Origin of the sequence: Gardnerella sp. DNF01180P, assembly GCF_049244205.1 — a bacterium.
Taxonomy (GTDB): Bacteria; Actinomycetota; Actinomycetes; order Actinomycetales; family Bifidobacteriaceae; genus Bifidobacterium; species Bifidobacterium swidsinskii.
In genome coordinates this window covers 659,460-681,349 of record NZ_CP058386.1, presented here as the reverse complement: position 1 = coordinate 681,349, position 21,890 = coordinate 659,460, and the positions used below count along the sequence as shown (strand labels likewise).

Here is a 21,890-nt window from a genome sequence, read left to right as displayed (position 1 = left end):
GCATCACGTTGCACATCACTTTGCGTAGTATGTTGCGTATTATCGCTCATAATGCCTCCTGTAAGGCTTTTCGCATGAGACTACTTAAGTCATCGTAATATCTAGCCTTGTCAGCACTAGGTTTATAACCAAGCTCAGAACCAGTCTCAGCACAATCCTCAGCGCCAGTCTTAGCACAATTCCCAAAATTTTCTTTAGATTGCCTGTACTCAATCGTCATAAGACTTACTTGTGCTAAAGCTTGTTGCAAAAGCATTTCTTCTCCGCCAATAGCGCAACCGTATTGTTGCCATACACTAAGTAGCATGCTTGGGCGAGGATCGTAAACTACGTCAAGCAATGTTCCTAATTTCGTTTGATTATTCGCACTATCTTGACAGTACGCTTTCAACGCAAGCGCAATTGGATCTGCTACATGCGCTGGAACTGTGCTTATGACTATGTCTGCTTCTGCGATTGCACGAACAGCTTCGAGTGAATTTAAAGATTTCAAAATGAGAGATTTATCACATTCTGACAATTTTTCTGCACTCAATTTTTCTGCGCTATAGTCTGCAAATTTTGAAAATACTTCTTCGCTTATTGTTGGGAACTCAATACCTTGCACAGGCTCATACATAGCGTCATTTTCTTCGCTTTTATTATTTTGACCTATGCTTATTTTATTTGGAAAATCAGCGCAATACTTTTGTATAAGATTATTAAAACGTTCAACGCCTTTTACACTACCGTTATCTTCAGTTCTAGCAACAACTTGCACCTGCTCAAGCTTTGCTACTTGCGCAATTTCAATTAAAGCTGCCAATGCAGAGGACGCAGTGTTGCCGCTGCCAATAATAACAGCCTTTTTTACTTCGCATATGCGCTCATGTAATGCTTGCATAAATGTTATTAATATGCCACTTACGTCAGTGTTGTATAGCTTTATTTGCGATTGCGAAGCTGTTGCTGGGTTGCTAGTAAAAACTGCAGTATTTGCCACGTTAAGCGCGCGCGACCAGTAGTCGCAAGGTGTACCGAGTTTCATTACGGTTTTTTTAAGCGGCATAGTAAGGCTTAAGCCTTTCCAAGAATCGTCAAGATGCGCAATAAAATCGCGAAGCTCTGTTTCGCTTACTTTTTCCTTACTATATTGCCAATTTGTAAGACCTAAAGCCTTATAAGCCGTGTTGTGAAGCACAGGCGACAGCGAATGTGAAATAGGATCTCCCAAAACTGCGCAATGATATGTTTTTAACATTTTTCTCTCCCCTATTAGTAAGTTAGTACGCTAATAAATCTTTTGGATCAACACAAAAACGCAACTCTCCTGCAGCACGTGTTGCTACGTGACGAGCTACTTCCTTGTGCAATCGGTTCACTAATTCTTGTCTTAAATAAAGCGGAACTCTTACTACAGCTTTTACACGGTCGTAAATATCGTCAAAATGCTGGTATCTGTCTGTAACAGGCGGATGCATTGGAACAATTCCTAATAATGGAGAAATTGCTGAAAAATCAGCATCTTGACTACTTTCGCACCCAAGATTTTCTTGCATTGCACCAATGTTTTCAAGCGCATGCATAACCGCATCACGAGCACCCCATACGCATGCTGCAGTTACACAAGGCGGCAATATTGCTTGAGCTCTTTCTGAAAGCTCATTGCAAGAAAGTTGAGTCGTATCCCACAATGTAAGCGCACGCGCAAGAACAGGATACGTTTCGCCAATCAAAAGCACACTTCCTCCGCGCGCTCTAGGAGCACATAAAGCAGAAGCTTTCATCCACGAATTAAGTGTATCTATTCGCGCATCAAGCCCCGAAGCGTACAAACTTACCCACGTATCGAGTATTGCTACAACACCATATTCTCCGTTACAATTTGCGTCTTGCGTTTGTACGCGAGGCTCACATCCAGGAGTTGCAACAACAATTACAGGTTTTTCATCAATACACTGGATAATTCCGTTCGGTTGGTGTTGTGACGAAATAATAATAGGCACGTTGCGAAATAGTTTAGATAATTCTTCTGCAACACCAGCAGCGCCAACTTGTATAACTCGCATATTGCTACTGCCACAATTAGAACAAGACCAATTTATTGCACTAGCACCACACCACGAGCAACGTGCTGTTTGCTGACTATTTGCAACATCGAGAGGCCCGGTACATCGTCTACAGCGCGCTTGACGTTTGCAAGAAGAGCATATAGCCGATTGCGTCACACCATCTTGCGCAATAGAAAGCAGCACAGGCTTACCATTCGAAAGAGCATCATTAATAGCTCTTACTGCGCTATGCGGTATGCGAGCGCCAATACTTGGGTCAGCTAATTTCAATAAAGCTTCACGATTAAGCCAACGAACCCACGGAACTAACTTTTCGCGAGCAAGTTTACTCGCACTTACAGGGATGCTAGATCCGCTTATTGTTTCAGCAGTTTTAGCAGATTGAGTAGTTTGAATAACTTTAGTAGTTTGAACAGATTGCTCACCTTGCGCATCTTGCGCATTTGACATATAGCAGTCTACTTCACTTTGACTAAGCGCGCTTCTGGAATACGACATTGACACAAATACGCCGCCATGCCTTTTCGCACGAAGTCGCATAACTCCACGCGCTTGAGCATACGGCATCATGCCATCAGCATATTGATACGCGCAATCTTCAACAATCGCAAATAAAGCATCTCCCTCAACTGGAGCATACATTGCAGCTCTAGTGCCAAGAACGCAAGGAACTATTCCGGACGCGATTGCACGCCAAGCTCTATATCTATCAGCTGGAGGATCCGCAGCACAAAGTCGAGCTACATCGCCATCAAAACTTCCAGCAGAAAAACCACGATGATTCTCACTGACACGCTTATATGGCTTTAATCCGTAAACCATTAGCGCGCGCATTACATCATTTACTTCTCTTAGCGTCGGCAAAACTACAACAGCTTGCTTACACGCGCTTAAAGCAGTGACAATCATCCACGCTAAATCTTGTGCAAGTCGGCAAGAACCTGGTAAAGCGTCTACAATAAAAGATTGAGAAGAATTATTTTCTGCTTGCTTGACTAATTGATTTTCTGTTTTATTTTCACTAAAACTTGCGTCAATAGATTTTTTGATTAATGCATTGTATAAAATATTTGCATTTTCGTAATCATAAATCATGCGAGAAGTTGTAGCGTAACCTGGGTTTGTATTGTTATCGTTTTGCAAACGCTTCTTAAGATTTTCACGCCACTGTTTTCTGCGTTGCAAGCGTATGTTGTCAAAAACTTCCTCATGCTCAACACGAGCTACGCGTTGAGGCACAGCAAGACGCAAAATATTTGAGCTAGTTCCACCATAAGCTTTAGCTATGGCGTCAATATCGTCTCGCAAAGATTTAGAAAGCAAAACATCTGGAGGAAACACGCGCTCTAAAAATCTTAAAGCAGTATGAGGGGTGTCTGTATGCGAAGAACGAGACCAAATAACTCCAGTGAGCTTTTGTGCTCCAAAACGAACGCGTACAAACGCCCCAGGCTGAGCAGATTCATCTTGATCTTGCGATATCAAGTAATCAAAAGTACGACCTAAATGTGAAGCTTGAACATCAAGCATCACATGCGCAATAGGGCATTCATTAGCAGGCACTAGAGAAACAGCATTGCGCTTACGTCTCGTTTTACGCGCTAAGCCGTCTAGCGAAGGTTGCTCTGCCATAAATAACCCTTAGTTTTACTTGAATTACATCACATAATTACTGTTATTTTACAGCAAAATTTATCAATAAAACTACTTTTTTAGCGCATCTTTCAATTGCTCAATACGATTCGTTTCTTCCCAAGGGAATTTAACATCCGTACGGCCAAAATGACCATAAGCTGCAGTTGGAGCATAAATTGGCTGAAGCAAGTTAAGCTCGTCAATAATCGCAGCCGGACGCAAATCAAATACTTCACGCACAGCACGCGCAATATCTGCACGCGTAATACCTTCAGCTTCAGTTCCGAAAGTTTCTACGTTTACGCTTACAGGATCAGCAATACCAATAGCATAAGCAACTTGAACTTCTGCCTTATGAGCTAAACCAGCTGCCACAATATTTTTTGCAACCCAGCGAGCTGCATAAGCTGCAGAACGGTCAACTTTGCTAGGATCCTTACCGGAAAAAGCTCCACCACCATGATGAGCAGCACCACCATAAGTGTCAACAATAATTTTTCGACCAGTTAAGCCCGAATCAGCTGCAGGACCTCCCAAAACGAAGGAGCCAGTAGGGTTTACAAGCATACGGTACGAATCGTGCGCAACTTTTTGAGCAAGAACTTCGTCCAACACAGGATTAACAACATGTTCAACAAGCTGATCTTGTAACCAGTCTCTAGAAACTTCTGGGTCATGCTGAGTAGAAATAAGCACAGTATCCAAACGTTTAGGCGATCCTTTTGAATCATACTCAATCGTTACTTGAGTTTTCCCATCTGGACGCAAATGCGCAACAGTGTCATCTTTACGAACTTTAGCAAGCTTTTGAGCTAAACGATGAGCAAGATAAATCGGCAAAGGCATTAAAGTATCTGTTTCGTCGCTAGCGTAACCAAACATAACACCTTGATCGCCTGCACCTTGAGCAGCGTAGCGCTCCTCACGAGAAGATGCACTCTCGCAAGAAGCATCCAACCTAGCAACACCTTGATTGATTTCCGCACTTTGCTCAGTTAAAGAAACCATAACACCACAAGAATCAGCATCAAGACCAATTGTGGAGCTCGTGTAGCCAACATTACGAACAACTTGACGCACGATTCCCGGAATATCGCTATAAACTTCACCACGCACTTCGCCAAAAACCACAAACTGACCAACGGAAGCACAAACCTCTACAGCAACATGCGCATGAGAATCTTGACGAAGCATATCGTCCAATATAGCGTCAGCAATTTGATCGCATAACTTGTCAGGATGACCTTCAGTTACAGATTCTGCAGAAATTAATTTACGTTCTTCCACATTTCCCCCTTAAGTTCATAGTCGATAAAGGCTAAATAAAGCGAAAAACGCAGCCGTGCATCCGCTTTATTGAGCACGGATGATACGCGACTGCGAATACCCATAAAGACGTTTATTAGCAAGGCTTATTAATTACCTTCGCTTAAATCGTCCTCACCAAGAGTCTCTTCAAGCAATCCAGCATTAATCTCGCGGAAAGCAATAGCTAAAGGCTTTTCTTGATTTTGATACTCAACTAGTGGGCCAACATTTTGAAGCAAACCTTCATTAAGCTGAGTAAAATAAGCATTAATTTGACGTGCTCGTTTTGCAGCAAATAAGGCAAGCGCATACTTGGAATCCGCATGTTGCATTAAATCATCAATCGGTGGATTCGCAAGACCAGTAGGTGTTGGCTGAGTGCCTAATGCCATAATATTCTCCAAATTCTATGGTGCCACAATAGTTCCAAAAGGCTTATTATATGCTATCGATTGGATATTGCGTAAGTTTTAACTATAAGTCGTATTCGCTTGCAATAACATTCCACAGTTCATCTGCGGCACGCTCAGCATTATCGTTCACAATAACAACATCGAACTCTTTAGCTGCAGCAATCTCAACTTTAGCGGTTTCCAAACGTTTTGCTTGCTGCTCAGGAGTTTCAGTACCACGACCAATAAGACGACGCTTAAGCTCTTCAAAGCTCGGAGGCGCAATGAACACGTACACGACTTCTAATCCAAGACGAGCTGCCTCTTGTTTTACACGCCTAGCTCCTTGCAAATCTATTTCCAACAAAGTAGGAATATCTTGCGTAAGATGATCCAAAACAGGCTGAAGAAGGGTGCCATAATGAGCCATGCCATGAACCAGCGCAGTTTCCAAGAATTCGCCATTACGCTTACGACGCTCAAATTCTTCTTCATCTAAGAACCAATAGTGAATACCATTAAATTCACCAGGTCTAGGCGCACGAGTGGTAGCAGAAACAGATAGCCAAATATGTGGATGCTTCTCACGAAGTATGCCTTCTACTGTGCCTTTACCAGCCGCAGTAGGACCCGTTAATACGATTAATCGACGTCTAGACTGCGAAACTGCAGTCTCATCCGTGGCACCCATTTGTTTACCTCTCGTTTACACACATTCGCCTGAATCAACAAGAGCCTGACGAATATCCAATGCTATGCGTTCAGTTGCAGCCGAAAGCTCACCAATATTTGGACCATGCGACGCAATCGAACGCGAAACAGTTACCAATACATTACCATGTGTACCAGCAAAAACACGCTTTAAATCGTCAGCTTCTGCACCTTGCCACCCATAACCAGGAGAAAGAATTGGACCAGTAAAACTGGTTACGTCAATTCCACCACCGTTCATCCAGTCGCCAATAGTCGCTCCAACAATTAAACCAACAGAACCCATTCCTTTAGTTTTATTGTTAAAACTTTGAGCCGTTTGAGCAATTCCGTGAGCTACAGTAGTTCCGCGGTAAGTTCCGCTTTGCCTAATAGCAGTTTGCAAACTTGCGCCTTCGCGATTAGAAGTTAGAGACGCAATAAAAACACCGCGACCGTTATTAAGAGCTTCGTTAATTAAGCCGCCCATAGAACGTGCGCCATAATAAGGAAGCAAAGTAATAGCATCAGCAAGAAGCGGAGCTCCAGGCTTAAAATATGCGTCTGCAAGCGCAGAAATAGTAGTAGACAATCCTCCATGACCGCAATCAACAATAGTAATAATATCCATTTGACGAGCGGCATACAGCACACGCTCAAGCGCTGCGAAACCCTTAGAACCATAGCGCTCAAACATGCTGGATTGGAATTTAACTGCCGCTGCCCTACCATTCATAGCTTGCAGCATGCGCATAGAAAAAAGTTCAGCTCCAAGAGCATCCATGTTGTATCCCCAATTAAGCAGCATTTTGCGATGAGGATCGATTCCAACACACAATGGTCCATATTTTGCCATAGCGTTCTTCAAACGCAAACCAAAATCGGATCGTTGCGCCTGCACTTCTTGATCACGAATGCTCTCGGTCATGTATTAAGCCCGACTTTCTTGACTTTCTGCCTGTTCAATTGCAAACAACTGCTGAGCATGTTCTTGTATGCTCATCACCTGATAATCGTTGTTCTTAACAGCTTCAATAGCCATTAATACTGGTGCGAATTCGGTAATAGTAGTGAATTGCGGAAGATCAGCTGCTACAGCTGCTGCACGAATGGCATAACCATCAGTGCGCGATCCCCTTGAATTCGGCGTATTCAATACCATATCAATCTTACCATTTTCGATAAGCTCTACAACATTCTTACCGATTCTTTCATGCGCTTTCTCACTATTTGGCATATCCTTCGCCGTGTCGCCCTGACTAGAAAGCTTATCGACAATCACGGAATCAATACCATAACGACGAAGCACAGAAGCTGTACCTTCAGTAGCCCAAATAGTAAAACCAAGCTCCACTAATCGCACTGCAAGAAGCGGAAGTTGACGCTTATCTGCATCACTTACAGACACAAACACGTTGCCGCTGGTAGGCAAACCACCCTTGTATGCTGCAAGCTGGCTCTTAGCAAAAGCATGTGGGAAGTCACGATCGAAGCCCATAACTTCGCCAGTAGAGCGCATTTCTGGTCCAAGTAAAATATCAACCGTACGACCAACAGGAGTACGGAAACGCTTGAAAGGCAGCACAGAAGCTTTGATAGCAACCTGCTGACCTGGGTGAATATCTCCGCCATCGCCTTGCGGGAGAAGAAGTCCACGCTTGCGCTGCTGTGCAATGGTTTCACCAGCCATAATTCGAGCAGCAGCTTTAGCAAGAGCAACGCCAGTAGCTTTAGAAGCAAACGGAACAGTACGAGACGCTCGAGGATTTGCTTCAATTACATACAAAGTGTTTGCCATAAAAGCGTACTGCACGTTAATCAGACCGCGAACAGAGCAGCCGCGAGCAATCGAAAGCGTACCCTCGCGAAGGCGTCGAATTTGATCGTCCGAAAGCGTGCTTGGAGGAAGAGTACAAGCAGCGTCACCAGAGTGCACACCAGCTTCCTCAACATGCTCCATAATGCCGCCAATATAAAGCTCGTTGCCGTCGTAAAGCGCGTCAACATCGATTTCAATAGCGTCCTGAAGGAACTTATCAATCAAAAGCGGCGAAGGCAAGCGGCCAGAAACAACAGTGTCTGCTCGAGCCTCATCCAATGCGCGATCAACATACTTTGCAAGCTGAGCGTCGTCGTATACAATCTCCATTCCGCGACCGCCGAGCACGTAGCTTGGGCGCACAAGAACCGGGTAGCCGATTGCGTGAGCTGCATCTTTTGCTTCCTCAAGACTCAAAGCTGTGCCGTATCGAGGAGCGTTCATGCCTTCTTGACGAAGAACCTCGCCGAAAAGCTCACGGTTTTCAGCCAAATCAATAGCCTCAGGAGTCGTTCCCAAAATTGGAACTCCTGCAGCTTTAAGACGAGCAGCAAGCGAAAGCGGCGTTTGACCACCAAGCTGCACAATCACACCCTTAACAGGTCCAAGCTTCTTTTCTGCTTCGTAAATTTCAAGCACATCTTCGAAAGTAAGCGGCTCAAAGTAAAGGCGGTCAGACATATCGTAATCTGTAGAAACTGTTTCAGGATTGCAATTAACCATAATGGTGTCGTAATCCTTGCCCAATTCCTGAACAGCGTGAACGCAAGTGTAATCAAACTCAATACCCTGACCAATTCGGTTCGGGCCAGAACCAAGAATAATCACAGCTTCGCGATCGCGCTTCTTCAACTCGCTTTCGTCAGCGTAGCAAGAATAGTAGTACGGGGTTGCTGCGTCGAACTCGGCTGCGCAAGTATCAACAGTCTTATAAACAGGGCGCAAACCGTACGCCCAACGAAGCTCACGAACCATGTTTTCGCCCTCGTCGCCAAGATTACGTAAATGCGCAATTTGAACGTCCGAAAGACCAGCAAGCTTAGCGCGCTTCAAAACTTTAGGAGTTAAAGTTTCAGCTTCACGAACCGCGAGCGCAGTCTCGTTAATTTGAGCCAGCTGCTCAACAAACCAAGGGTCGATTTTTGTTGCGGCAAAAATCTGCTCCGGCGTTGCCCCGCCCCAAAGCGCACGCTGAATTTGCAAGTAGCGATGCTCTGTTGGAGTATGCATTTCTTCAAGAAGCTTGATAACTTCTTCCTTGCTTGGGCGCTCGCCGTCCCAGCTAAAGCATGCGTGACGCTTGTCGATTGAGCGCATTGCTTTTCCAAGGGATTCCTGGAAGTTTCCAGCCAAAGCCATTGCTTCGCCAACTGACTTCATGGAAGTTGTAAGCGTGGTGTCTGCTCCTGGGAACTTTTCGAAAGCAAAACGCGGAATCTTCGTTACAACGTAGTCGATTGTTGGCTCGAAGCTTGCAGGAGTTGAGCGAGTAATATCGTTTTGAATTTCGTCCAAAGTGTAGCCGAGAGCAAGTTTCGTTGCGATTTTTGCGATTGGGAAGCCGGTTGCTTTAGATGCGAGCGCGGAAGAGCGAGATACGCGCGGGTTCATTTCGATTACGATAATGCGACCGGTTTGAGGGTTGATTGCAAACTGAATATTGCAGCCGCCGGTGTCAACGCCTACGCCTCGAATAATAGCGATACCAATATCGCGCATCTTCTGATACTCGCGGTCTGTAAGAGTAAAGCATGGAGCTACTGTAATCGAGTCGCCAGTGTGCACGCCCACAGGATCCACGTTTTCGATTGGGCAAACAACTACGACGTTATCTTTTGCGTCGCGCATAAGCTCAAGCTCAAACTCCTTCCAACCTTCAATGCCTTCTTCAATAAGCACTTCGTTGGTTGGAGAATAGTGAATGCCTGCTCCTGCAATTCGGTGAAGCTCTTCTTCGTTATGAGCAATGCCAGAGCCGAGGCCGCCCATTGTGAAGCTTGGGCGTACTACTACCGGGTATCCTAAAGTTTCAACAATTTTGTCTACTTCTTCGATTGAGTGAGCAATAAAAGATTTTGCAGACTCAGCACCGGCTTTTTCAACAACTTTTTTGAAAAGCTCACGATCTTCGCCGCGGTCAATTGCTTCCAAAGAAGCGCCAATAAGCTCAACATTGTATTTTTCTAAGATTCCTGCACGACCCAAATCCATTGCCGCGTTAAGCGCAGTTTGGCCGCCAAGCGTTGGAAGAAGCGCATCCGGACGCTCCTTCGCAATAATTCGCTCCAAAATCGAAGTGTCAATTGGCTCAATGTAAGTTGCGTCCGCAAGCTCCGGGTCGGTCATAATCGTAGCCGGGTTAGAATTAACCAAAATTACGCGAATGCCTTCTTCACGAAGAACTCGGCAAGCCTGCGTTCCAGAATAATCAAATTCTGCAGCCTGACCAATAACAATCGGGCCGGAACCAATTACCATAACCGACTTAATATCAGTACGTTTTGGCATAGTAAATTTCTCTTTTCCGTAAATATTAAAATCTTACTTGCTTTTTCGAGTATTACTTGCTTTTTCGAGCGTTTTCGCGCATTAATTGCACAAAGCGGTCAAATAGGTAGGAAGCGTCGTGCGGGCCTGCTGCAGCTTCCGGATGATATTGCACCGAGAACGCTGGAATATCAAGGCATTGTAAGCCTTCTACAACATTGTCGTTCAAGTCAATATGGGAAACTAGCACGCGACCAAAGTGACCGTTTTCGTAAGGAGATTTAACAGGGCCGTCAAGAGGTGCGTCCACTGCAAAGCCGTGATTGTGAGCCGTAACTTCCACTTTTCCGGTTGTAACGTCTTTTACAGGCTGATTGATACCGCGGTGGCCAAACTTCAGCTTGTAAGTGCCAAAGCCGAGAGCGCGACCAAGCAACTGGTTTCCAAAGCAGATACCAAAGAACGGGTAGCCTGCGTCCAAAACTTTGCGCAAAAGCTCAACTTCGCGATTTGCTTGGCCAGGGTCTCCAGGACCATTCGAGAAGAATACACCGTCTGCGTTAAGAGCTTGCAGCGATTCGAAGCTTATTGAGGAGCTTACGACGTGCACGCGGCAGCCGCGCTCAGCCAAACGGTGAGGAGTCATAGATTTAATACCAAAGTCGACTGCTACAACCGTGTAAAGTGGATCTTTTCCTTCAAAATCGCCACAAGGCTCAATCGTGTACGTTTCTTTAGTGCTTACTTCATCCGTTAAACGCAAGCCCTGCATTTGAGGAGTCTGCTTAATTTCGTCAACGAAAGAAGCAACGGTACGAAAAGCCCCGGTTGACGAATCAACCAGGGCTCTATTAGAAAAAATGCCGGCACGCATAACGCCTACCGAGCGTAAATGACGTACCAGCTTTCGAGTATCAATACCACTAATGCCAACGATACCTTGCTTTTGTAAATCGTCTTCCAAAGAACCTTCAGCACGCCAATTGCTAACTACTGGGCTCGGCTCCTTAACCACGTAACCTGCAACCCAAATGCGATTAGATTCAGGATCTTCGTGGTTCATTCCTGTATTACCTATGTGTGGGAATGTTTGAACTACGATTTGTTGATCATAACTTGGATCAGTTAATGTTTCTTGATAACCAGTCATGCCCGTGGAGAACACAATCTCAGCGCGCGTAGAACCTTGCGCACCAAAAGGCTTACCAACGTAAACCTGACCATCCTCCAACACCAATACTGCATCATCACTGCCGAATCCGGCAAAGGTGTCGTTGTAATCCACCTTAACCCCCTTATGGCTTTAGGATATTCGTGGTAAGTCTACTCAGCTTGGCGGACGGGCGACGCGCCGGCAATAAGTTATTGCGCGTTATGTGTTCTTGAGTATCGTCTATGAGTTTTGTAACTGATTTAGTTTTTTGGTTTTGACGAGGCTGGAAAAATTGTGTTTGCGTGCGTTCCGTCCTTCGTGCGCTCTGGTTGCTAAAGACGCTTATTGTGTTCGCCTATATTTAAAGAATGTAGCTTCTCAGTCCTCTTTTAGCACTGAACACAATTTTTCCAGCCTCTCAACACGCTAACCGTCAACACAAAACTCATAGACTCGTGCAAAAAGTTACGCAAAGTGCGTGGAATAGCGCAATAACTTACACTTTGTCTTGTAATTGATAGGAATGTTTAGCGTGGCGTAAGCAGAGCATTAATGCTAGTGTTACCCAATCAACAGAAATCGATGTCTGCGAAAATACTAACTCAACTACTCCTGAGTGTCAGCAGTAGGTTCCGCAGCCTCGTCGCTAGAGTCTTGAGATTCGCCATTAAACTTTGCCAAGCAAGCATCTTTATCTGCCATAATCGCGCTTAGTAAGCCGTGAATAAACGCAATAGCTTCGTCATCGCTATACATTTTTGCGAGCGCAATCGCCTCGTCAATAGCAACTTTATCTGGAATCTCATCGTTAAGAAGCATTTCCCACACCGCAATGCGCAAAATATTGCGATCGATAACAGCCATTCTGCCAACTTTCCAGCCAGTCGAATAGCGGTTTAGCGTCTTGTCGATTCTGTTACGTCGCTCTCCTACGCCTCGAACAATCTCAATAGCGTACTCTGGGAGCGGAGTTTGAGCGCCAGGCTCCTTAACTCGCTCCTCAAGCAAAGAAAGAATATGCTGATTCTTCTCATCCGCCTCATACAGCGTATTCAAAGCCCTCTTACGAGCGGTGGAACGTGCCATCGTAACGCCCTTCTGTGTAACGTATAAAAATTACTTAATAAAGTTGTATCAAAAATTACGCGACCCAGCAACGAATAATCGCCACCGGGTCACTCTATAAAAATTATTGAGAAATAAATAGCTAATTTAATTAGATAACTAATTATTTTAATTAGATAATTAATTCTTTAGTTTTCACGACCAAGATAAGAGCCGTCACGAGTGTCGACCTTCACCTTTTCGCCTTCACCCACAAAGAGTGGAACCTGGATTTCAGCACCGGTTTCCACTGTTGCAGGCTTAGTACCAGCGTTAGAACGGTTGCCTTGCAAGCCTGGCTCAGTGTGAGTAATAGTCAAAATCACTGAAGCTGGAAGCTCAACGCTCAAAGGAGTACCGTCATGGAAACTTACGATGCAGTCGGTGCCCTCAAGCAAATACTTGCTCTGCTCGCCAACCAAAACCTTAGGAATATAAACCTGGTCGTAAGTGGTCATATCCATAAAGACGAAGTTGTCGCCATCTTCGTATGAATATTGCAACGTGCGGTTATCAACGGTCTCGAACTCCATCTTCATGCCGGCATTAAAAGTCTTGTCGACAATCTTGCCCGAGAGCACGTTCTTAATGGTGGTACGCACAAAAGCAGGACCCTTGCCTGGCTTCACGTGCTGGAACTTAACGACGGTCCAAAGCTGACCGTCAAGGTTCAAAACCGATCCATTCTTAATATCATTGGTAGTCTGTGCCACGAGTTACCCGTTTCTTTCGCTAATAGGCTGCAAGTTAAGCAGCTAAGAAATAAACCTTGCTTATTATGCCACAAAGTGTCAACTTAATATATTTGAAGATTATTTTTCAGCAAATTCAACAATTTTGAAACAAATTCAGCAACGTCATCTTTATCTGCACTTTTTGTTAAAACAGACACTCCAATCTTGTTCTTGCCCTTCTTAAGAATCAAGAAATAGTTATAAACATTCTTAATTCCTTGACCACGATGAGCCATAACCTCTATGCCGTCTGGAACGTTCACGCCATCAGCAGAAATATCGTAACCCGTCGCATTGGCAATAGTCGAATTTTGCATAGCTTTTGAAAGCATCATCGCAGCATCATGAGAAGAAGTAAGATTTTCGTGACCATCGTTCGATGCATCAATATCACCATATTTGCGAGTAAAAGATGTATTTGCATAGCCATTATCTGACAGCCATTGATCTAATCCGTCTATGCCACCTTGATCATCTAAAAGTTCATTAGCGGAATCATTACTCATTGTCTTAATAACATCTTCACATTTATCTTCATAATCATGATGTGGATTATCCTTAGTATAAAGAACAACAGGGAAGTAAAAACCTACAGCAGGGAATGTTTTACGAGAATTAGAAGACTCATACAATATGCCCTTCTTGCCAGAAATTGCTACAGATACGCTATTATTTGAAGCAAAATTGTTTACTAATTTATTGATTTTTTTGGTATTGAGCTTTTCACTCGCTCCAATAGCGTTATCCTTATCGCTGCTAGTATCACTATCTTCATCGTCTGAATCTAAATCATCATTGGTTAGAACATGCTGCTTAGATTTATTATTTTTTGATTTTGATGATTGTAATTCAGTTTTATTATTTGATTGAGCTGTTCGCGCATTATTTACATACCACCATGCACCAGCACCTATCACCAAAACACAGGCAATAATAGCGGCTATTAAAGTAATAATTACTTTCTTCTTGCGCTTATCATCATCTGAATGAGAATAATTAGCCGGAGCTTCGCCTTGTGCGTAAGGTGAATTATTCATAGAAGGCTGTTCGTTCGAAGAACCCATAATAGGAGAACCTGAAACGCTTAGATTATCCGATAAAGCTTCCTGCGCAGGAAATACAGTAGTAGGCACTTCGTTAGTAGGCAATTCGTATTGTTGATTTTGGATTGCTGACTCGACTGCTGGCGTAACTTCTAAAAGCGCTCCGCAAGTATTGCAAAACTTGCTATTATCATCATTTTTATTACCACATTGCGTGCAGAACATATTCTTCCTTTAAACAAATGCATCTATTGCAACACATGATTTTACACCAGCCTACAATAAATATTTCAAATTCTTTATAAAAATTGCCTTTTCTTTAACTACAAAGACTGCGTAGCAATAACGCAACACCAGCATACCTACATACAGCAATACAATCATAATGCCATAACACACTATAAATACCGAACAAAATCATACTTCATTAAAACTTAAAAAACTAATATACTACTTTTATGAAACTTCTTGGCAATATTGTGTGGCTGATATTCGGCGGTCTTTTCATTGCTGCAAGCTGGTTACTTATAAGTTTCCTTCTTTGCATAACCGTTATTGGCATACCATTCGGTATTCAAGCATTCAAAATGGCAAAGCTCACGCTCACGCCATTTGGAAAACATGTTATTTACCGAGGCGGCACTAGCACAATTTGGAACATACTATGGATTGTATTTTTCATTGGGCCAATGCTTGCATTAGGCTATATCGTTTCAGGATTCATTTGCTGCTGCACAATTGTTGGCATTCCATTTGGCATACAATCTTTCAAAATGGCAAAACTTGCGTTGTGGCCGTTTGGTTCCGAAATTGTAGAAGATAGTTACGCACCATATGTACGCAAGTAATCGGCAGCGCGCGAAGCTAATTCCTCATCCATAACTGGCTTACCGTCAGCATTAACTAAACGCTTTGCTGCAGCGAAAATTTCGCGCACATTTGCAATTGGCAAAACTGGGAAACCAAACTCCTGCTCTACTGCTTTTACTGCAGAAAGCTCACTGTCTTTCGTGCGTTCCATTCTGTCTACTGCCAAAATCAAGCCAACAACTTGCACATTTGCTTCCGCTTTAAGCTTCGGCAAAGTTTCGCGAACTGCAGTTCCAGCAGTCATCACGTCGTCAACTAACAGAACTTTCATGCCGTCTTTTAGCGGCTTTCCAACCATAATTCCGCCGTCGCCGTGGTCCTTTCGCTCTTTACGGTCGAAAGTAAAACCAACAGGCATATTGTGATTATTCGTCAAAGCCATTGCCGTAGAAACTGCCAGCGGAATGCCCTTATAAGCAGGACCGAAAACAGTGTCGATATCTTGCGGAAGTTTGCCGTCTTCGATTGCTGCAACAACGCGCTGAGCATAATACGCGCCTAAGCTCGCGATTTTCATGCCGTCGTCAAAAGCTCCAGCGTTAATAAAATAAGGCGATTTGCGACCAGATTTCAGTGTAAAGTCACCAAATTTAAGCGCGCCTGAATCAAGCAAAAACTTTGTAAAACGTTCGTCTAATTCTGCCATAATTAGCTCTCTTTCTTAAAATAATTTTAAATACTTTCTAAATACTTTTATAAATACTTTTATAAATACTTTTTAAATACTTAATTTCAGCGCCAAGTCTTTCCTTCGGCAAGTAAAGACGCAAGCTTTGGACGAGAATCAAGCAAATCATCAAGCTCGCGAGCAATGCGAATAGGAGCAGTAGGATCCACCAAAGCGGCAGCACCAACTTCTACAGCATTAGCGCCAGCATACAAGTATTCCAAAGCTTTTTCGCCGGAATCAATGCCACCAATGCCAATAATTGGAATATCTGGCATAGCTTGACGAACTCTCCACACAAATCCAAGACCAATCGGGAAGATTGCAGGGCCGGAAACGCCGCCCGTACGGTTTGCAATAATCGGCTCGCCGGTTCGAATATCAATTCGCAAACCAACTAGCGTATTAATCATGCTTAAAGCATCCGCACCAGCGTCAACAGCAGCTTTGCAAATCGAAACAATATCCGTCACATTTGGCGTCATTTTTACAATCATTGGCTTATCTGTCATTGCGCGAAGACGCTTAATTAAGCGGTGAAGCGCCACCGGATCCGTGCCAACGCTCATTCCGCCGTGAGTCACGTTTGGGCAGCTTACGTTAATTTCAAGCATGTCTGCAGCAGAATCTGCAAGCTTTTCAACAACTTGCGCATAATCGTCGTCACTGTGCCCTGCAACATTAGTAATAACAAGCGCTCCCATGGACTTTAATTTCGGCAGCTCGTCTACTAAGTAGTGGTCAACGCCAGGATTTTGCAATCCGACTGCGTTTACCATTCCAGAAGGAGACTCTGCAGTGCGCGGAGAAGGATTTCCTTCCCACGGAACAGGTGAAACGCCTTTTGTGCAAATTGCGCCGAGTTGGCTTACGTCGTAAAAGCGTCGGCAAGCTGCAAGCTGGAAAGTTCCAGAAGCAGTTCCAACCATGTTTTTCCACTTAACGCCTGCAACTTGAGTTGGATGCTTCCACACGTGGCTTGTGTCAAAGCCAAAAGTTTCAGCGGAATTTGTTGCAGAATTTGCGTTATTTACAGAATTATTTTCGGCATTATTTACAGCACTCATATTTTTTACTCCCAACCCAAACGATTCGCATCAAAAACAGGACCGTCGTTGCAAACTTTCAGCCTGCCTTCCAAAGTGTCAACAACGCAAGCAACGCAAGTTCCGTATCCGCAGCCCATACGCGCTTCTAAACTGAGCTGGCACTCAATATTTCTTTCATGCGCCCAGTGAGCTACAGCTTTCATCATAGGCAAAGGTCCGCAAGACAAAATAACCGTTGGTAAATTGTCTTCGAAATCAAAATGCTTAACTTTTTCAAGTTCGTCAAGAAGTGTAATAACAGTTCCTTCAGCATTTGTAATACTGTGTACGTCTGAAATATATTCTTTCATTAAATCATCTGCAAAACGCTTGTTACGGTAGCCAAGCACTGCCGTTACGCTAGAATCTTCACGCTTTGAAAGCGTTTGAGCAGCACACAAAATAGGCGGCACGCCCAAACCTCCACTGACCAACACATAATGTGCAGGTTTGGAAATATTAAAGCCAAGCCCTAAAGGGCCAAGAGCGTCAATACTATCTCTTGGTTTAAGCTCAGCAAACTTAGCAGTGCCCTTGCCAATCACAGCAAAAATCAAAGTAAAAGTATCACCTTCTACGCTTGCAACTCCAAAAGGACGCGGAAGCATAGCAGTTGGATCAGGGGAATACAAGTTCACAAATTGCGCAGGAGCAGCTTTTTTAGCAATCTCAGAATCTCGCAAAGTCAAACGGTACACGCCTTCGTCTAGCTTCTCATTATTGAGTACTTCTACAGATCTGCGCCCCCAAAGGCGCGAATATTTTGCATTATTGCTTTCGTCTGCAGAACTTGATCCGGAAGAATCAAAAGCGTCTTCACGTAACGTAATTATGGCGTTTCCAGAAGCTTTTCGCGTTGGAATAAACATGCCATCACTCATGTGGTTTCCCCTACCCTTGTATGTGTTTTGTACCGTTGCGTTTTATTTTTAATTTTAATTATATTTTTAGTTATATTTATTTTAGTTATACATACTAGCGATACACTGCATTGCGCAAGTCGTCACGCATATTTTTCGCAGCAACAGTTGCAGAATCACGCACAATATCAAGAATGTCATCGAGAGACATATGACCTTGATTTTTAGCGTAATCTTCAGACTTTTTCCAAGCACCAATAATACCGCGAGAAGAATTGACAATAGCACCTTCAGAGTTTGCATCAAACATTCCAGCAACATCTTGAGCAGTACCGCCTTGAGCACCATAGCCTGGAACCAAGAAGAAAGTGTGCGGCATAATCTCGCGCAAATGCTTGCCCTCCTGCGGATGCGTGGCACCTACAACTGCACCAACTCTTGAATAACCGTGCTTACCAATGCCTGAAGCACCCCAGTTCTCAATCAAATCAGCCATATGCTCATACACTGGCTTGCCATCTTGCAAAATAAGCTCCTGCAGCTCTTTGCTAGAAGGATTCGAAGTGCGAAGCAGCACAAAAATGCTTTTATCGTGCGCTACTGCTTCATCGATAAAAGGCTTCACACCATCCGAACCCATATAAGGGTTTACTGTAAGCGAATCTTCATGCCAAACGTCAAGATTTTTAGAGCTTTTTAGAAGATTTTTAAGAGATTGAGGAAGCACGTTACCAGTAGTATTTTCGTCTTCAAAATATGAAGAAAGATTAGCAAAACCGCTTAAATGAGCAGCATATTGACCAGCTGTAGAGCCAATGTCTCCGCGCTTTGCGTCACCTATTACAACTAATCCTTGCGATTTCGCATACTCGCAAGTCATTGCGTACGTGTCCATTCCAGCGGAACCAAGTGCTTCGTACATTGCAATTTGCGGCTTTACTGCAGGCACAAAATCTGCAACCGCGTCAATAATAGCGCGATTAAACTCAAAATAGGCTGTAGCTAAAAGCGTTGGCAGCGCATCCTCGCCTTCTACTTCCTGTAAAACTTCGTCCGCAAGAGAGCTAATAATTTCGGCTGGTACAATACCTGGCTTAGGGTCCAAGCCAACAACGCTAGGATTTTGCTTGGCTGCAATCGCTTCAATAAGTTCGTCCATAATTTACTACCATTCCAAATTTATATTTAATCAATCACATTCTCGAGAAAGCAATTTCTGAACCAATAATCGTCGCAACAGGCCTTCCTGTAAGTTGCCATCCATCAAAAGGAGTATTTCGAGCTTTTGAATGGAACGAATTTGCATCAACCGCCCAATTTTCGCGCATATTAATCAGCACTAAATCAACGTTTTCAGGGTGCTCAGTAATACTTAAACGCAGCGTTCGCTTGTTTGCGCATCGCGAAGAAACGTTAAGCAAAGCCGCAATATCAGTAGGTCTTCTGCTCATCAATTGCATTGGATTTACTGCCATTAATTCGATTAAATGCTTATCGTCCGTATATCCTGCATCAACAAGCACTTTACGGCACACACCATACGCGCACTCAAGCCCAATAATTCCGTTAGGAGTGCTTGCAAAATCTCCTGACTTTTCTTCCGCAGTGTGAGGCGCGTGATCTGTTGCAATCATGTCAACTGTACCATCCGCAATAGCAGCGAGCGTTGCTTGCCTGTCTGCTTTTGAACGAAGAGGAGGATTCATCTTAGCCATCGCGCCATATCGCAAAACATCCTCATCACACAAAGCTAAATAGTGAGGCGCAGTTTCGCACGTAATCGGCAAACCCTCTTTCTTTGCCTTACGAATAGCTTCAAACGCAGCAGCAGTGCTCACATGCTGGAAATGCACATGTACGCCAGTTTCGCGGGAAGCATCAATATCTCGCTGAACAATTGCAAGCTCAGTAGAAGCTGGAATTCCACCAACACCAAGCATTTTTGCGATCGGACCCTCGTTCACAGCTCCCGTATCATGATGCTCACAATGCTCCACGAATGGCAAACCAGTTTGTTTTGCCATAGCTAACACATCTCGCAAAATCGGTTCAGGCACTGCAGCACCGTCGTCGCTTATAGCAGTAATCGGGTGCTTTTTCATAGGAGAAGTTTTTTCGTCATCGTCGATTCCAGCAACATACTTTTTCCAAAGCTCAATATTGCTTGGTTTTAAGCCTTTACGCCCCAATGATGCGCACACGCTCAAATCGTAGCGAACTGGCAATTTTACGCCGTAAATGCAACCATAGCGCTGCAAATAGTCAACTACATTATCTACATCAAATGGAGCATCTTCCCAAGGCTCGCCGTCAAGAGCTGGAACAGTATTTGGCATAATCAAAACTTGCGTATAACCGCCAGCCGCAGCAGCCTCACTGCCGGTCATCATTGTTTCTTTTGCTGTTTGACCTGGATCTCTAAAATGCACATGCGGATCTGCAAAGCCAGGAGCAACAACCCAATCGCTTGCGTCAATGTCGCCAGTAACGCGCGCATTCCGCTCTATAAGGGCATCCTGACGAACGCCATCAACAATAAGATCAATACGTTCGCCAGTATCCCACACAGAGATATTGCGCAAAGTTAAGGTGCCTGATTCGTTCATTTCACTCCTGGTTTTGCGTAATTTTTACAGTTATATAATAATATTATTAAATTTTTTATTTAGTTTCTGCTTCTTCGTCGCAATACATGCAGCGATACTCGTGCCTTACGGAATCAGCTTTGTAGAACTTGCGTTTAAGAGTTAGTTCGCTGTTTGTTATGCAACGAGGATTCGGGCAAGTAAGATCTTCAGGCACATTCACGTCCGTTACGTGCACGCGAGGATCCGCCAAAGAAATTCCGTGTGCGTCAACTGCTCGCAATTCGTCTTCTGGCACGTTTACAAAATCAGTTGGCTCGTAGCCGCAAAGCTCGTCTCCAAGAACGGAACTTTCCAAAGCCATACGCATAAGCATACCGTTTTTAACCTGCTCAAAGTATGCTGCGCGAGGATCATCATCAACGTCAAGAGCAATCTCGTTAATTCGAGGAAGCGGATGCAGCACAGGCATATGCGACTTTGCTTTTTGCAATTTTTCTTCAGTCAAAATGTACGTGTCACGAAGTCGCAAGTATTGCTCGCGATCCGTAAAACGTTCTTCTTGCACGCGAGTCATGTAAAGCACGTCAAGCTTGCCAATAACTTCCATCAAGTCGCGAGTTTCTTCATAAGTGCACGAAGGAGTGTCAATAATACGGTCGATTACGTACTGCGGAGTTTTAAGCTCATCCGGGCTAATCAGCACAAAATGAACGTTTCCAAAGCGGCACAAAGTTTCAATAAGCGAGTGAACCGTGCGGCCATATGTTAAGTCGCCGCACAAGCCGACAGTGAGATTATTAAGGCGGCCGAAACGCGCAAGAATCGTTGCCAAGTCTGCAAGAGTTTGAGTTGGATGCATGTGACCGCCGTCGCCAGCGTTAATAATAGGCGTGCTCACAGCTTGCGTTGCAACAAAAGCAGCACCCTCCTTTGGGTGACGCATTGCAACAACATCGACATAGTTAGACACGACTTTCAAAGTATCGTTTACAGTCTCACCTTTGCTCGCACTGGAAAGTTGCGCACCTGCAAAACCGATTACTTTTCCACCTAAACGCAGCATTGCTGTTTCGAAGCTTAAGCGGGTGCGCGTGCTCGGCTCATAAAAAAGAGTGGCCAACACTCTGCCATCGCAAGTGTGAGCCACTTCTTTACGGTGCGAATCAATGTATCGCGCTTTGTCTAAAAGCATTCGTATTTGCGCAGTTGAAATATCGTCTAATGTAACAACACTTTTGCCAGCTAGAGAATTTGCAATTGTACTGCGAGAAAAAGTTTGATGCAAAGAACTAGAAATTGCGTTCGTCATAATAAGTACCGCTCACCTTCCGTCAATTGGCAAACGGTCGCAACCACACGCGACCTACGTAATTTTACTGATTAGCGTTGACGAATCCCCCC

18 protein-coding genes are annotated in these 21,890 nt (G+C 44.2%); 1 reads left to right on the top strand and 17 read right to left on the bottom strand.

The window, feature by feature from the left end; translation table 11 throughout:
- Nucleotides 1–46 precede the first annotated feature (46 nt).
- The 11 genes from HXT40_RS02550 to HXT40_RS02500 form a co-directional block, all read right to left on the bottom strand.
- On the bottom strand, nucleotides 47–1,240 hold the full coding sequence (locus HXT40_RS02550) for a shikimate dehydrogenase family protein (protein ID WP_004108623.1): 1,194 nt from the start codon (nucleotides 1,238–1,240) through the stop codon (nucleotides 47–49).
- A 22-nt stretch (nucleotides 1,241–1,262) separates the two neighbouring features.
- Nucleotides 1,263–3,683: a primosomal protein N' gene (locus HXT40_RS02545; protein ID WP_421777314.1), complete on the bottom strand. Its 2,421-nt coding sequence runs from the start codon at nucleotides 3,681–3,683 to the stop codon at nucleotides 1,263–1,265.
- A gap of 72 nt (nucleotides 3,684–3,755) precedes the next feature.
- Nucleotides 3,756–4,973, bottom strand: coding sequence for a methionine adenosyltransferase (gene metK / locus HXT40_RS02540; protein WP_410310359.1), 1,218 nt, complete (start codon nucleotides 4,971–4,973; stop codon nucleotides 3,756–3,758).
- Between the two features lie 128 nt (nucleotides 4,974–5,101).
- Nucleotides 5,102–5,386: a DNA-directed RNA polymerase subunit omega gene (gene rpoZ / locus HXT40_RS02535; RefSeq protein WP_004108619.1), complete on the bottom strand. Its 285-nt coding sequence runs from the start codon at nucleotides 5,384–5,386 to the stop codon at nucleotides 5,102–5,104.
- Nucleotides 5,387–5,468: 82 nt separating this feature from the next.
- Nucleotides 5,469–6,077: a guanylate kinase gene (gene gmk / locus HXT40_RS02530; RefSeq protein WP_012914263.1), complete on the bottom strand. Its 609-nt coding sequence runs from the start codon at nucleotides 6,075–6,077 to the stop codon at nucleotides 5,469–5,471.
- 15 nt (nucleotides 6,078–6,092) lie between these two features.
- Nucleotides 6,093–7,004 carry an orotidine-5'-phosphate decarboxylase gene (pyrF, locus tag HXT40_RS02525; RefSeq protein WP_004106386.1) on the bottom strand — a complete coding sequence of 304 codons (912 nt, stop codon included), beginning with the start codon at nucleotides 7,002–7,004 and terminating at the stop codon, nucleotides 6,093–6,095.
- Between the two features lie 3 nt (nucleotides 7,005–7,007).
- Nucleotides 7,008–10,403 (bottom strand): carbamoyl-phosphate synthase large subunit, encoded by a 3,396-nt coding sequence (carB, locus tag HXT40_RS02520; protein ID WP_410310357.1) that lies wholly within the window; start codon nucleotides 10,401–10,403, stop codon nucleotides 7,008–7,010.
- Between the two features lie 52 nt (nucleotides 10,404–10,455).
- Nucleotides 10,456–11,667, bottom strand: coding sequence for a glutamine-hydrolyzing carbamoyl-phosphate synthase small subunit (gene carA, locus HXT40_RS02515; protein WP_421777313.1), 1,212 nt, complete (start codon nucleotides 11,665–11,667; stop codon nucleotides 10,456–10,458).
- 474 nt (nucleotides 11,668–12,141) lie between these two features.
- Nucleotides 12,142–12,621, bottom strand: a complete 480-nt coding sequence (gene nusB / locus HXT40_RS02510) for a transcription antitermination factor NusB (RefSeq protein ID WP_102155096.1) — start codon at nucleotides 12,619–12,621, stop codon at nucleotides 12,142–12,144.
- A gap of 167 nt (nucleotides 12,622–12,788) precedes the next feature.
- The gene (efp, locus tag HXT40_RS02505) at nucleotides 12,789–13,352 is read right to left on the bottom strand and encodes an elongation factor P (protein WP_004111770.1); all 564 of its coding nucleotides are present in this window, start codon (nucleotides 13,350–13,352) and stop codon (nucleotides 12,789–12,791) included.
- 83 nt (nucleotides 13,353–13,435) lie between these two features.
- A complete protein-coding gene (locus HXT40_RS02500; RefSeq protein WP_004108607.1) occupies nucleotides 13,436–14,641 on the bottom strand; it encodes a zinc-ribbon domain-containing protein in 1,206 nt (401 codons plus the stop codon).
- A gap of 233 nt (nucleotides 14,642–14,874) precedes the next feature.
- Between HXT40_RS02500 and HXT40_RS02495 the strand changes: the two genes are divergently transcribed.
- A complete protein-coding gene (locus HXT40_RS02495; RefSeq protein ID WP_004108603.1) occupies nucleotides 14,875–15,264 on the top strand; it encodes a YccF domain-containing protein in 390 nt (129 codons plus the stop codon).
- On the opposite strand, the gene pyrE is transcribed toward HXT40_RS02495, so the two are convergent.
- From pyrE to pyrB, 6 genes are all read right to left on the bottom strand, one after another.
- Nucleotides 15,240–15,932, bottom strand: a complete 693-nt coding sequence (gene pyrE / locus HXT40_RS02490) for an orotate phosphoribosyltransferase (RefSeq protein WP_004108601.1) — start codon at nucleotides 15,930–15,932, stop codon at nucleotides 15,240–15,242. The two genes, HXT40_RS02495 and pyrE, sit on opposite strands and share 25 nt — an antisense overlap.
- An 86-nt stretch (nucleotides 15,933–16,018) precedes the next feature.
- Entirely contained in the window at nucleotides 16,019–17,020 is a 1,002-nt protein-coding gene (locus HXT40_RS02485) for a dihydroorotate dehydrogenase (RefSeq protein WP_033888448.1), read from the bottom strand.
- Nucleotides 17,021–17,025: 5 nt separating this feature from the next.
- Nucleotides 17,026–17,922 carry a dihydroorotate dehydrogenase electron transfer subunit gene (locus HXT40_RS02480; RefSeq protein ID WP_116994677.1) on the bottom strand — a complete coding sequence of 299 codons (897 nt, stop codon included), beginning with the start codon at nucleotides 17,920–17,922 and terminating at the stop codon, nucleotides 17,026–17,028.
- 94 nt (nucleotides 17,923–18,016) lie between these two features.
- Nucleotides 18,017–19,060 carry an orotidine-5'-phosphate decarboxylase gene (gene pyrF / locus HXT40_RS02475; protein ID WP_421777312.1) on the bottom strand — a complete coding sequence of 348 codons (1,044 nt, stop codon included), beginning with the start codon at nucleotides 19,058–19,060 and terminating at the stop codon, nucleotides 18,017–18,019.
- A gap of 34 nt (nucleotides 19,061–19,094) precedes the next feature.
- Nucleotides 19,095–20,507, bottom strand: coding sequence for a dihydroorotase (locus HXT40_RS02470; protein WP_174182561.1), 1,413 nt, complete (start codon nucleotides 20,505–20,507; stop codon nucleotides 19,095–19,097).
- A 55-nt stretch (nucleotides 20,508–20,562) separates the two neighbouring features.
- On the bottom strand, nucleotides 20,563–21,798 hold the full coding sequence (gene pyrB / locus HXT40_RS02465; RefSeq protein ID WP_103013848.1) for an aspartate carbamoyltransferase: 1,236 nt from the start codon (nucleotides 21,796–21,798) through the stop codon (nucleotides 20,563–20,565).
- Between the last annotated feature and the right edge of the window lie 92 nt (nucleotides 21,799–21,890).

Excerpts from the sequence above, each read along its gene's own strand:
- HXT40_RS02550 (WP_004108623.1), bottom strand. The coding sequence starts at position 1,240 with ATGTTAAAAACATATCATTGCGCAGTTTTGGGAGATCCTATTTCACAT.
- HXT40_RS02545 (WP_421777314.1), bottom strand. The coding sequence starts at position 3,683 with ATGGCAGAGCAACCTTCGCTAGACGGCTTAGCGCGTAAAACGAGACGT.
- rpoZ (WP_004108619.1), bottom strand. The coding sequence starts at position 5,386 with ATGGCATTAGGCACTCAGCCAACACCTACTGGTCTTGCGAATCCACCG.
- gmk (WP_012914263.1), bottom strand. The coding sequence starts at position 6,077 with ATGGGTGCCACGGATGAGACTGCAGTTTCGCAGTCTAGACGTCGATTA.
- pyrF (WP_004106386.1), bottom strand. The coding sequence starts at position 7,004 with ATGACCGAGAGCATTCGTGATCAAGAAGTGCAGGCGCAACGATCCGAT.
- carB (WP_410310357.1), bottom strand. The coding sequence starts at position 10,403 with ATGCCAAAACGTACTGATATTAAGTCGGTTATGGTAATTGGTTCCGGC.
- nusB (WP_102155096.1), bottom strand. The coding sequence starts at position 12,621 with ATGGCACGTTCCACCGCTCGTAAGAGGGCTTTGAATACGCTGTATGAG.
- HXT40_RS02500 (WP_004108607.1), bottom strand. The coding sequence starts at position 14,641 with ATGTTCTGCACGCAATGTGGTAATAAAAATGATGATAATAGCAAGTTT.
- HXT40_RS02495 (WP_004108603.1), top strand. The coding sequence starts at position 14,875 with ATGAAACTTCTTGGCAATATTGTGTGGCTGATATTCGGCGGTCTTTTC.
- pyrE (WP_004108601.1), bottom strand. The coding sequence starts at position 15,932 with ATGGCAGAATTAGACGAACGTTTTACAAAGTTTTTGCTTGATTCAGGC.
- HXT40_RS02485 (WP_033888448.1), bottom strand. The coding sequence starts at position 17,020 with ATGAGTGCTGTAAATAATGCCGAAAATAATTCTGTAAATAACGCAAAT.
- HXT40_RS02480 (WP_116994677.1), bottom strand. The coding sequence starts at position 17,922 with ATGAGTGATGGCATGTTTATTCCAACGCGAAAAGCTTCTGGAAACGCC.
- pyrF (WP_421777312.1), bottom strand. The coding sequence starts at position 19,060 with ATGGACGAACTTATTGAAGCGATTGCAGCCAAGCAAAATCCTAGCGTT.
- HXT40_RS02470 (WP_174182561.1), bottom strand. The coding sequence starts at position 20,507 with ATGAACGAATCAGGCACCTTAACTTTGCGCAATATCTCTGTGTGGGAT.
- pyrB (WP_103013848.1), bottom strand. The coding sequence starts at position 21,798 with ATGACGAACGCAATTTCTAGTTCTTTGCATCAAACTTTTTCTCGCAGT.